This window comes from Nonomuraea aridisoli, assembly GCF_003236395.1.
Lineage (GTDB): Bacteria > Actinomycetota > Actinomycetes > Streptosporangiales > Streptosporangiaceae > Nonomuraea > Nonomuraea aridisoli.
In genome coordinates this window covers 41818-51874 of the sequence record NZ_POUD01000027.1, presented here as the reverse complement: position 1 = coordinate 51874, position 10057 = coordinate 41818, and the positions used below count along the sequence as shown (strand labels likewise).

11 protein-coding genes and 5 pseudogenes are annotated in these 10057 nt (G+C 70.3%); 10 read left to right on the top strand and 6 right to left on the bottom strand.

Annotated features, from left to right (window positions below):
• Both C1J01_RS09820 and C1J01_RS09815 read right to left on the bottom strand, forming a co-directional pair.
• A pseudogene (locus C1J01_RS09820) lies at window positions 1–227 on the bottom strand (hypothetical protein); the annotation flags it as partial.
• Window positions 215–592, bottom strand: a complete 378-nt coding sequence (locus tag C1J01_RS09815; protein WP_111178302.1) for a VOC family protein — start codon at window positions 590–592, stop codon at window positions 215–217. The gene C1J01_RS09815 and the pseudogene C1J01_RS09820, both read right to left, overlap by 13 nt.
• 316 nt (window positions 593–908) lie before the next feature.
• Here C1J01_RS09815 and C1J01_RS09810 point away from each other — a divergent pair, with 316 nt between their 5' ends.
• From C1J01_RS09810 to C1J01_RS49700, 8 genes and pseudogenes are all read left to right on the top strand, one after another.
• Window positions 909–1556, top strand: a complete 648-nt coding sequence (locus C1J01_RS09810; RefSeq protein ID WP_111178299.1) for a TetR/AcrR family transcriptional regulator — start codon at window positions 909–911, stop codon at window positions 1554–1556.
• 70 nt (window positions 1557–1626) lie between these two features.
• A complete protein-coding gene (locus C1J01_RS09805) occupies window positions 1627–2349 on the top strand; it encodes an NADH-ubiquinone oxidoreductase-F iron-sulfur binding region domain-containing protein (RefSeq protein ID WP_220039822.1) in 723 nt (240 codons plus the stop codon).
• Window positions 2346–2753: pseudogene (locus tag C1J01_RS53710) on the top strand (2Fe-2S iron-sulfur cluster-binding protein); the annotation flags it as partial. The gene C1J01_RS09805 and the pseudogene C1J01_RS53710, both read left to right, overlap by 4 nt.
• Window positions 2754–3048: 295 nt before the next feature.
• Window positions 3049–3153, top strand: a pseudogene (locus C1J01_RS53705) (hypothetical protein); the annotation flags it as partial.
• Between the two features lie 197 nt (window positions 3154–3350).
• Window positions 3351–3512, top strand: a pseudogene (locus C1J01_RS53700) (hypothetical protein); the annotation flags it as partial.
• Between the two features lie 103 nt (window positions 3513–3615).
• Window positions 3616–4320, top strand: a pseudogene (locus C1J01_RS54085) (molybdopterin-dependent oxidoreductase); the annotation flags it as partial.
• Window positions 4317–4553 (top strand): formate dehydrogenase subunit delta, encoded by a 237-nt coding sequence (locus C1J01_RS09795; protein WP_220039818.1) that lies wholly within the window; start codon window positions 4317–4319, stop codon window positions 4551–4553. The pseudogene C1J01_RS54085 and the gene C1J01_RS09795, both read left to right, overlap by 4 nt.
• Before the next feature lie 18 nt (window positions 4554–4571).
• On the top strand, window positions 4572–4724 hold the full coding sequence (locus C1J01_RS49700) for a hypothetical protein (protein ID WP_181448668.1): 153 nt from the start codon (window positions 4572–4574) through the stop codon (window positions 4722–4724).
• Between the two features lie 12 nt (window positions 4725–4736).
• Here C1J01_RS49700 and C1J01_RS09790 read toward each other — a convergent pair whose 3' ends face one another.
• The 3 genes from C1J01_RS09790 to C1J01_RS09780 are packed head-to-tail and all read right to left on the bottom strand — an operon-like array spanning window position 4737 to window position 6618.
• The gene (locus C1J01_RS09790; protein WP_111178296.1) at window positions 4737–5147 is read right to left on the bottom strand and encodes a DUF2000 domain-containing protein; all 411 of its coding nucleotides are present in this window, start codon (window positions 5145–5147) and stop codon (window positions 4737–4739) included.
• A 60-nt stretch (window positions 5148–5207) separates the two neighbouring features.
• Window positions 5208–6047, bottom strand: a complete 840-nt coding sequence (locus C1J01_RS09785) for an SRPBCC family protein (RefSeq protein ID WP_111178293.1) — start codon at window positions 6045–6047, stop codon at window positions 5208–5210.
• The gene (locus tag C1J01_RS09780) at window positions 6040–6618 is read right to left on the bottom strand and encodes a winged helix-turn-helix domain-containing protein (RefSeq protein WP_111178290.1); all 579 of its coding nucleotides are present in this window, start codon (window positions 6616–6618) and stop codon (window positions 6040–6042) included. Before C1J01_RS09780 ends, C1J01_RS09785 begins: the two co-directional genes overlap by 8 nt.
• Before the next feature lie 61 nt (window positions 6619–6679).
• Here C1J01_RS09780 and C1J01_RS09775 point away from each other — a divergent pair, with 61 nt between their 5' ends.
• Complete coding sequence (locus C1J01_RS09775; protein ID WP_235854351.1) at window positions 6680–7504, top strand: AraC family transcriptional regulator; 825 nt, start codon at window positions 6680–6682, stop codon at window positions 7502–7504.
• A 6-nt stretch (window positions 7505–7510) separates the two neighbouring features.
• Here C1J01_RS09775 and C1J01_RS09770 read toward each other — a convergent pair whose 3' ends face one another.
• Window positions 7511–8536, bottom strand: a complete 1026-nt coding sequence (locus C1J01_RS09770) for a GDP-mannose 4,6-dehydratase (RefSeq protein WP_111178285.1) — start codon at window positions 8534–8536, stop codon at window positions 7511–7513.
• A 249-nt stretch (window positions 8537–8785) separates the two neighbouring features.
• Between C1J01_RS09770 and C1J01_RS09765 the strand changes: the two genes are divergently transcribed.
• Window positions 8786–10030 (top strand): glycosyltransferase family 4 protein, encoded by a 1245-nt coding sequence (locus C1J01_RS09765; protein WP_111178282.1) that lies wholly within the window; start codon window positions 8786–8788, stop codon window positions 10028–10030.
• Window positions 10031–10057: the final 27 nt, after the last annotated feature.

Below are 10057 nucleotides of genomic sequence, written 5' to 3'. Positions count from 1 at the left end.
GGCAGGGTCTCGGGGTAGTGGGTCGCGATGTGCTCGACGTAGTCGGCGGGCAGGGGCCAGAGGCCGTCCGGACCGGTGGGGTCGGCGCCGTCCGGGCCGGCGATGAAACCGTCGAGGGTGGTGGCGATGTAGTACACCAGCTTGCGCAACAGAAGGCTCTCCTTCGTGATGTCGGTGGACGGGGCGCGCCGGTCCTGGGCGATCGCGGGGAATGTCAGGCGGTCCACTCGACGAACTGGATGATCACTCCGTTGGGGTCGGTGACCTGGAACAGACGCTCGCCCCAGGGCTCCTGGCGCAGCGGCATGGTGATCTCGACGCCGGCGTGGCGCAGCCGCCTTTCCTGTTCTTGCAGGCCGCCGGCGAGGGTGAAGGCCAGGATCACACCGCTGGCGTGCTGGTCGCGTTGCTCGGGCGGCAGCACCTGGATGCCGCGGGCGAGCAGAACGACATCGAACGCGTCGGAGCGGGTCAGGGACGCGAAACCGTCGCCGGCCTGCTGGAGGGTGTAGCCGAAGTGGGCGGTGAAGAACTCCTGGGACGAGGTGACGTCGTCAACGGTCAGCGAAACGGTGGAGGCGGTGAACTGCACGAGTCTCCTTGATGCGGTTGAGCGGGGTCAGTAGCTGCGGCGGCGGCTCAGCGAGCGCAGGTGCCCGGGTCTGCTGCGACGCTCGGATGCTGTGGGCGGCGGGCGGGCGCCACCGTTCGGCGCCACGCAGCGCGGACCGCTGGGGCGGAGTGGCGGACTCCACCACGGGTGGGGAGAGGTCGCGAGCGAGCTTGCGCAATGGGTGTCCCTGTCATGCTCGTCGTTATATCCGTCGCAAACTTGCGACGGTCGTAAATTTAGCCTGATGAGTTCAAGAGTGTCAACATAAAAATGCTACGAGGGTAAGATTGGGTCCATGGCCCTTCAGACACCCGCCGCGACCACGGGGCTGCGCGAGACCAAGAAGCAGGAGACCCGGCAGCTGATCTCCGACCACGCGACCCGGTTGTTCATCGCCCAGGGCTTCGAGCAGACGACCATCGCCGAGATCGCCGCCGCCGCCCGCGTGGCCAAGAAGACCGTCACCAACTACTTCCCTCGCAAGGAAGATCTCGCCCTGGACCACCAGGAACAGTTCGCCGCCTCCCTGGCCGTCGCCGTCAGCGCCCGGCGCCCAGGAGAGTCGGCGCTGGCCGCACTGCGCCGCGCGTTCGCCGACGCCGTGGCCGCCCAGGACCCCGTCGCCGGGTTCTCCGGCCGGCAATTCGCCCGCATGATCGCCGACAGTCCGACCCTGAACGTCTGCCTGCGTGGCCTGCACGACCAGCGTGAAAATCACCTGGCCCGGGCCCTGGCCGAGGCCACCGGCGCCCAGCCCGACGACATCACCGTCCAGACCGCCGCCGGCCTGCTGAGTGCCGTCCACCGCGTGCTGTTCCAGCGCATCCAAACCCTCACCCTCGCCGGACACCCCAACGATCAAATCGCCCACGCCATCGCCGCCGACGCCACCCAAGCCTTCGACCTGCTGGAGCCGGCCCTGTCCGGCTACGCCACCGCCTGACAGGCGTATCCGCGCGCCGTCGTTCGTCCGGGTCGGCGGCGGAGCGTGCATCTGCGGCGAGGAGACCTCCATGCTGGAGAGCCTGGAGGGCAAGCGCGGCATGGTGCGGGCCAAGCCGCCGATCCCGGCCCTGGAGGGCCTGTTCGGCAAGCCCACCGTGGCCAACAACGTGCTGACCCTGGGCTCGGTGCCGATGATCCTGGCCGACGGCCCGGAGGCGTTCGCCGCGCTCGGGGTGGGCCGCTCGCGCGGCACCCAGGTCTTCCAGCTCGGTGGGAACGTCGCCCGCGGCGGCATCGTGGAGACCGCGTTCGGCATCACCCTCGGCGAGCTGGTGGAGGGGTACGGCGGCGGCACCCGATCCGGCCGGCCCGGTGCGGGCCGTGCAGGCGGGCCGCTCGGCGCCTACCTGCCGACGTCCCGGTTCGACCTGCCGATGGACTACGAGGCGTTCGCCGCGGCGGACGCGGTGGTGGGCCACGGCGGCGTGGTGGTGTTCATCGACACCGTGGACATGGCGGGGCAGGCCAGGTTCGCCATGGAGTTCTGCGCCGCCGAGTCGTGCGGCAAGTGCACCCCGTGCCGGATCGGCGCGGTGCTGGGAGTCGAGGTCATCGACCGCATCGTCGCGGGCCAGAACAGGGCCGCCGACCTGAAGCTGCTCGGCGACCTGTGCCGCCTGATGACCGAGGGCTCGCTCTGCGCGATGGGCGGCCTGACGCCGTTGCCGGTGCAGAGCGCCCTGACCCACTTCCCCGGCGACTTCGGGGTGACGACGGAGGAACGGCGATGAGCCTCATCAAGGAGAAGGACCACGGCACTCCGGCGCGCTCGGGCGAGGCGACCGTGTCCGTGGAGATCGACGGCAGGACGGTGCTGGTCCCGGAGGGGACGTCGGTGATGCGCGCCGCGGCCGAGTGCGGCATCGACATCCCGAAGTTGTGCGCCACCGACACCCTGGAGCCGTTCGGCTCGTGCCGCCTGTGTCTGGTCGAGGTCGACGGCCGCAAGGGCTCCCCGGCCTCGTACACCACCCCGGTCGCCGAAGGCATGAAGGTGCGCACACAGACGCCGAAGCTCGCCGAGCTGCGCCGCGGCGTCATGGAGCTGTACATCTCCGACCACCCGCTCGACTGCCTGACCTGTCCGGCCAACGGCGACTGCGAGCTGCAGGACATGTCCGGCGTGGTCGGCCTGCGGGAGGTCCGCTACGGCTTCGACGGCGAGAACCACCTCGACCTGCCGACCAACAGCAGCAACCCCTGCTTCGACTTCGACGCGAGCAAGTGCATCGCCTGCTCGCGCTGCGTGCGCGCCTGCGGTGAGATCCAGGGCACCTTCGCCCTGACGATCGAGGGCCTCGGGGTTCGCCTCGAAGGTCGCCGCCGGCGCCGGCGGCACGTTCATGGAGTCCGACTGCGTGTCCTGCGGCGCCTAAGTGCAGGCATGCCCGACGTCCACGCTGCAGGAGCGGTCGGTGGTCGAGCTGGGCATGCCCAACCGCAGCGTGCTCACCACCTGCGCCTACTGCGGCGTGGGCTGCTCGTACAAGGCCGAGCTGCGCGGCGACGAGGTCGTCCGCATGGTGCCCCACAAGGACGGCAAGGCCAACGAAGGCCACTCCTGCGTGAAGGGCCGCTTCGCCTTCGGCTACGCCTCCCACCCCGACCGGCGGCTCAAGCCGATGCTGACTGAGCGGATCACCGATCCCTGGCGCGAGGTGGAGTGGGAGCAGGCCATCGGCCACGTCGGCAGCCGCATGCTGGACATCCAGGCCAGGCACGCAACAACAACGTGAACACCTGCGCCCGCGTCTGCCACTCCCCGACCGGCTACGGCCTCAAGCAGACGTACGGCACGTCGGCCGGCACCCAGGACTTCAAGTCCGTGGACCAGGCCGACGTCATCCTGATCATGGGGGCGAACCCGACCGACGCCCACCCGGTGTTCGGCTCGCGGATCAAGCGCCGGCTGCGCCAGGGCGCCAAGCTCATCGTCGCCGACCCGCGCCGGATCGACCTGGTGCGCTCCCCGCACGTCCAGGCCGAGCACCACCTGCGGGTGCGGGCCCGGCACCAACGTGGCGCTGATCAACGCCATGGGCCACGTGGTGGTGACCGAGGGCCTGGTGGACCGGGCGTTCGTGGAGGAGCGCTGCGAGGACTTCGCCGAGTGGGAGCGGTTCATCTCCGCGCCCGAGCACAGCCCCGAGGCGGTCGAGGAGATCACCGGCATCCCCGCCGCCGAGGTGCGGGCCGCGACCCGCCTGTACGCGAGCGCGCGCAACGCCACCATCATGTACGGCCTCGGCGTCACCGAGCACAGCCAGGGCTCGACCATGGTGATGGGCATGGCCAACCTGGCCATGGCGACCGGCAACATCGGCCGCGACGGCGTCGGGGTGAACCCGCTGCGCGAGCAGAACAACGTGCAGGGCTCGTGCGACATGGGCTCCTTCCCGCACGAGCTGCCCGGCTACCGGCACGTGTCCGTTGGAAATGCACCCGCACGACGCCGAGGTGCGCGGCATCCGCGACGGCGACACCGTGGCGCTGACCAGCCGGGTCGGGGAGACCAGCCTGAAGATCGACGATCGCATGCCGGTCGGGGTGGTCTCCACGACCTTCCACCACCCGGTGACCGGCGCGAACGTCGTGACCACGGAGAACTCCGACTGGGCGACCAGCTGCCCGGAGTACAAGGTGACCGCGGTGCAGGTGTCGCTGAGGCAGCCGGCCACCGCGGTGGCGAGGTGATCACGTGACGGCGACGGGGACGCTCCCGCACATCCGCATGGCGAACGAGATCGCCGTGCAGTTCAGGAACCGCGACCCGGCCTGGGCCGCCGAGCAGATCGCCGCCCACATCCACGCCTTCTGGGACCCCCGGATGCGGGCCAGGCTGCTCGCCGACGCCGGCGCGGCCGACGGCCGGCTGGACCCGCTCATCGTGGCGGCCGCCGCGCTGCTGCCCCCGGCACGCGTCCGGGCGAAATGACTGCGAACAGGCGGCACGGTGAAATCGTTCGTACGGATCTCCTTGATCGCCGTGATCGGAAGATCGCTGACCCCGGCCACGGCGTCGGCCGACACACCAGCCCGCGAGCGGTCCGCGCTCGCGGGACTGCTCGGCGACGCCGACCTCGGCGGTGTTCTCTTCGGCCCTTGACGGGAGTCGCCGTCATGGATGGAGCGCCAGGCCCTTGAGAGTCTTGTCCACGGCGTTCCTGGGGCCGTGGACGGCCACCCCCACCAGAGCCAGGTCCGGCGCCTCCACCGCGCGCACTGCCGCCCGGTTGTCCGCGTCGTGGCCCGTCTTGAACATCTCCTCGATGTACACCGCCACGTCCATCCCCCGCCCCACGGCCTTCTCCCGTACGCTCCGGAGCTCGTCCACCTCGCCCGCGTAGACGAGCACCGGCTGACGGAACGTCGGCAGATACTCGTTGCCGGAAGCGTCCGCGTACGGCTCGCCGATCACGCCGGGCACCCCGCCGGCCACGGCGCCGGCGAGGAAGGCGGTGACGTTGAGCCGCTGCCAGGCGGCCAGGTCCGCACGGACCACGATCCCGATCTTGGTGTCGAAACGCATGGTCCCGAGCCTGCCCGCCCGGCCGCCGCCCGGTCTTGTACGCTCGTGCGGCCCCCGGCACTACGCCAGGAACATCGGCTGCCAGTCGGGCACCTCGTGATAGCGCCGCAGCTCGGCCAGACCCGACAGCATGCCGCCCCAGCCCGCGTGCGGCGGCCGCGACTCGTCGAACCCGCTCTCCACCAGCGTCAGCCGCGTCTTCCCGCCGGACCCCTCCAGCTCCCACGTGCCGACCCCGGTGCCGGGGCCCCAGTCGAGCGAGAGCTTCCGGTCGGGCACCAGCTCCAGCACCTTCGCCGGGTTGGGGTCGTTGTCGAAGCCGCCCATCGCGAACCGGCCGCCCACCCGCGGCTCGATCTCGATCGGGAAGCCGAACCACTTCGAGATGGCCTCCGAGTCGGTCAGCGAGGCGAACACCGCCGACGGAGAGGCGTCGATCACGACGGTGGCCCGCAGGTCGGCGGAGGTGTAGTCGGCCTTGGGCGTCAGCTCGCGGCCCTCGAAGTGCTCGGCGAGGTTCGCCAGCACCTGGCACCAGTACGTCTGCAGCACGCCGCGGATGCTCTTGCCCGTGATGACGTCCTGGAAGTCGAAGTGCGTCTGCGACACCGTCACGATCGTCGCGTCGTCGCCCTCGGCCTCGACGCTCAGCTCGGAGGTCGTCTCCTCGCCGTCGAGCAGCCAGGCGAAGCGCACCGTGCGCTCGTCGGCGTGCAGCAGCCGCTGGTGCGGCGCGTCGCCTTCTGGGGTCGTACGCCCCCAGAAGGCGAACCGGTCGGGCAGCTCCACCTCGGCGTGCTCGGCGAGCCAGACCCGCAGGGAAGCCGGGTCGGTCAGCGCGTGACGGACCTCCTTGACGGGGGCGAGGACGCGGGCACGGATGATCAGAGGCTCAGTCATCGTCTCGTTCTCCTTCGGGCTGTGGCTCGGCTTTGGGGTAGCAGGCGATGGCCAGCTTGAAGGCGTCGCCTTCGGCACCGCCGTAACGGGTGAACAGGTCTTGCAGCACGTTCTGCAGGTCGTTCAGGAACGCCTGCCGTTGCTCGGGGCGCACGTGGATCTCCCCCGACATTCCGATGGACGGCAACTCGGGTGCGCTCCGGTCGAGCGCCGCCACGTCGGCCTGGACCTCCTCCATCAGGTCGAGCAGGTAGCCCAGGCTGAGCTCGTCGCGCGCCCTGCGCAGCCCGATCCGGCCCACCAGGCGCGGCGACAGCCAGTACGACCGCGCGCCGGCCTGGTAGATGCCCTCGGTGATGCCGCGCACCTTGCGCTCGGACACGAGGTCGACCAGCCCGGCCTCCACCAGCCGTTTGACGTGGTAGTAGACCCGCTGCGGCGTCTGCCCGAGCCGCTCGGCCACCTCGGAGCAGGTGCGCGGCTCGGCCAGCTGCCGCAGCACTTCCACGCGCTGCGGCTTGAGCAGGGCCTCGGCCTGCTCGATCTCTTCCAGGTACAGGACGTCTCTCATCGCAAAAACAATCCTTTACGTAAAAACACTCTTTGTCAATAGAGCCGGGGAGAATGCACGGGTGAGGCGGGACTGGGCTCGGTACTGGCGGGCGCCCGATCGCGGGCTGGAGGCGATGTACGCGCACTTCGAGCGGCACGTCTACCACCGCCACAGCCACGAGACGTACTCGTTCGGCGTCACCGAGACCGGCGCGCAGGCGTTCACGTGCCGCGGGGAGGCGCACACCAGCGCCGCCGGCATGGTCATGGCCTTCAACCCCGAAGACCCCCACGACGGTCACGCCGCCGACGCGCTCGGCTTCACCTACCGCATGGTCCACATCGGCCCGGAGCTCCTCACCGGCGCGCTCGCCGACGCGACGGGGCACCGCGCGGGCCTGCCGCTGTTCGCCTCACCGGTGGTGGACGACCCCGTCCTGGCCGGCGCCCTGCGCGCCCTGCACGCGGCGCTCCTGGACGACGGCGCGACGGCGCTGCGCCGTGACGAGCTGCTCCAGGCCACCGTGGCGGCGATCGTCCGCAGGGCCGCCACCACCCCGGCCCACGCGCCGTCCGGTCCGACGCGGTCGAGGCGCGTGGCGGGCCAGGCACGCCGGCTCCTCCACGACCGCCTGACGGACGACCTCACCATCGACGACCTCGCCCGCGCGGCCGGAGCCAGCCGGTACGCCGTCTACCGCGCCTTCCGCTCCGAGTACGGCCTCTCCCCCAGCGACTACCAGCGCCAGCTCCGCCTCAGGACGGCCCGCGACCTGATCGCCACCGGAACGCCGATCGGCGCGGCCGCCGCCGCGACAGGCTTCACCGACCAGGCCCACCTGACCCGCTGGTTCACCCGCTGCTTCGGCCTCACCCCGGGCGCCTACCGCCGCGCCACCCGCTGACGGGCGTCAGGGCCAGGAGCTGTCCTGGTCGGGGTCGCCGCCGTCGGTGAGGAGGCGGAGGTCCGACTCGACCATCATCGCCACCAGCTCGTCGAAGGAGACGCGCGGCTCCCAGCGCAGCTGGGTGCGGGCCTTCTTCGGGTCGGCGCAGAGCAGGTCCACCTCGGCCGGCCGGTGCAGCGCCTGGTCGGTCACGACGTAGCGCTCCCAGTCGAGCCCGGCGGCGCTGAAGGCGGCCTCGACCAGCTCCCTGACCGACTTCATGTGGCCGGTGCCGATCACGTAGTCCTCGGGGGCGGCGGTCTGCAACATCAGGTGCATGGCCTTGACGTAGTCGCCGGCGTAGCCCCAGTCGCGCCGGGCCTCCAGGTTGCCGAGGCGCAGCTCGGTGGCGAGGCCGAGCTTGATGCGGGCCACCCCGAGCGAGACCTTCCTGGTCACGAACTCGGCGCCGCGCCGCGGCGACTCGTGGTTGAACAGGATCCCGGAGACGGCGAACATGCCGTACGACTCGCGGTAGTTCTGGGTGAGGAAGTGCCCGTACGCCTTGGCCACGCCGTACGGCGAACGCGGGTGGAAGGCGGTGCGCTCGTTCTGCGGGGTCTCGGTGACCTGGCCGAACATCTCAGAGGACGAAGCCTGATAAAAGCGGATCTGTCCGGACGACGCGGCGGCCCCCCGCGACACCCCCGAGCACACCCGGATCGCCTCCAGCATGCGCAGCACGCCCATCCCGGTCACCTCGGCCGTGAGCTCCGCCTGCTCCCACGACATGGGCACGAACGAGATCGCCCCCAGGTTGTAGACCTCGTCGGGCTGAACACGTTCCACGGCCGAGATCAGCGACCCCTGGTCCAGCAGATCACCGCGCACCACCTGGACGTCGGAGAGCAGCTTGCGCATCCGGGAGACCCGCGGGTTCGCCTGGCCGCGGGCCAGCCCCCACACCTCGTACCCCTGGTCCAGCAGGTGCTCCGCCAGGTACGAACCGTCCTGTCCGGTGATGCCGGTGATCAGAGCGCGCCTGGCCAAGGGTCCTCCAAGTATCGCCTTCCGCATCCCTTTGGGACGGGAATGTACAGCTAAGCACCTCGATGGGCATCAATCCGCATAGAACGCGTTTCACCGAACCAGGCTCGGTCACGGCAACGTCGCAGTTCGCACCACCTGCGACGGTCATTGGGAACAATTCCACCGGACCTACCGAATGGTAGCCTTGCCGGACTAAGGTCATCTTTCACGGTACACGCCCGGCCCAGGGCCTTACCGGCGGAGAAAGGGGTGTCCGTGCGGGAGCGAACGCTGCGGATCGCGCTGCTGTCCTACCGCAGCAAGCCCACCTGTGGCGGCCAAGGTGTCTATCTCCGCCACCTGAGCCGCGAGCTGGTCGCCCTCGGACACCACGTCGAGGTGTTCTCCGGCCCGCCCTACCCCGAGCTCGACGAAGGCGTCATCCTGCGCGAGGTGTCCAGCCTCGACCTCTATCGCGACGAGGACCCGTTCAGGACGCCGAAGCTGCACGAATACCGCGACTGGATCGACCTGCTCGAAGTCGGCACCATGTGGACCGCCGGGTTCCCCGAGCCGCTGACGTTCACCCTGCGCGCCTACCGCGAGCTGAAGAAGCGCGTCGGCGACTTCGACGTCGTGCAGGACAACCAGACCCTCGGCTACGGCCTGCTCGGCATCCAGAAGCTCTTCCCGGTGGTCGGCACCATCCACCACCCGATCAGCGTCGACCGCCGCATCGAGCTGGAGGCCGCCCAGGGCGTGAAGAAGCTGACCATGCGCCGCTGGTACGGCTTCGTGAAGATGCAGTCGCGCGTCGCGCCCCGGCTGAACCCCATCCTCACCGTCAGCGAGTCGTCGCTGGCCGACATCCACCGCGACTTCAACGTCCCGCAGGCCAACATGCGCCTGATCCCGCTCGGCGTGGACACCCGCTACTTCCACCCGCGCCCGGACAAGCCGCGCCGCAAGGGCTCGATCGTGGCCGTGGCCAGCGCCGACTCGCCCATGAAGGGCGTGGCCACGCTGCTGCGGGCCGTCGCCAAGCTGGCGACCGAACGCGACGTGAACCTCACCGTCGTCAGCAAGCCCACTCCCGGCGGCCCGACCGAGCAGCTCGTCCAGGAGCTGTCCCTGCACGACCGCGTCCGGTTCGTGCACGGCATCTCCGACGACGAGCTGGGCGAGCTGATCGCCACCTCCGAGATCTCCGTCGTGCCCAGCCTCTACGAGGGCTTCTCGCTGCCCGCAGTCGAGCACATGGCCTGCGCCACCCCGCTGGTCGCCAGCCGTACGGGCGCGCTGCCCGAGGTGGTGGGCGACGCGGCCGTGCAGGTGCCGCCGGGCGACGCCGAGGAGCTGGCCGCGGTGCTGCGCCGGCTGCACGACTCCCCCGAGGAGCGCGAACGGGTCGGCCGGGCCGGCTACGACCGGGTCATGGAGCGCTACACGTGGCAGGTCGTGGCCAAGAAGACCGTCGAGGCGTACCACGAGGCCATCGCGGCCCGATCCCGCTGAATCCGGCTGACTCACGAGGAGAGAGCG